A 254-nucleotide genomic window follows, 5' to 3' on the forward strand; every position below is an offset into this window, starting at 1 on the left:
CTATGAAGTGATACCGCTGCTGCTGGTCGCCACCCTGTGGTATCTGCTGATGACCTCAGTGCTGTCAGTTGGCCAGTATTACGTGGAGCGTTATTTTGGCCGCGGTGTCACGCGACGTGAAAAGCGCAGCCTCTGGCCGTCGTTGCCGCGCTTTTCGCTGCCGAAAACCCAAAAGAGTGTGAGCAATGGCTGAAGCAATTGCACTGCGCAAGGTCACTAAGCGCTTCTCTGGCGTAACCATCCTCGACGACGTT

At 55.9% G+C, this 254-nt stretch carries 1 pseudogene; it reads left to right on the plus strand.

Annotation, left to right across the window (positions count from 1 at the left end):
• Nucleotides 1–193 (plus strand): annotated as a pseudogene (locus tag SB765_RS31665) (hypothetical protein); the annotation flags it as partial.
• Nucleotides 194–254 lie beyond the last annotated feature (61 nt).

Origin of the sequence: Pseudomonas sp. SIMBA_067 (genome assembly GCF_046534675.1) — a bacterium.
GTDB lineage: Bacteria > Pseudomonadota > Gammaproteobacteria > Pseudomonadales > Pseudomonadaceae > Aquipseudomonas > Aquipseudomonas putida.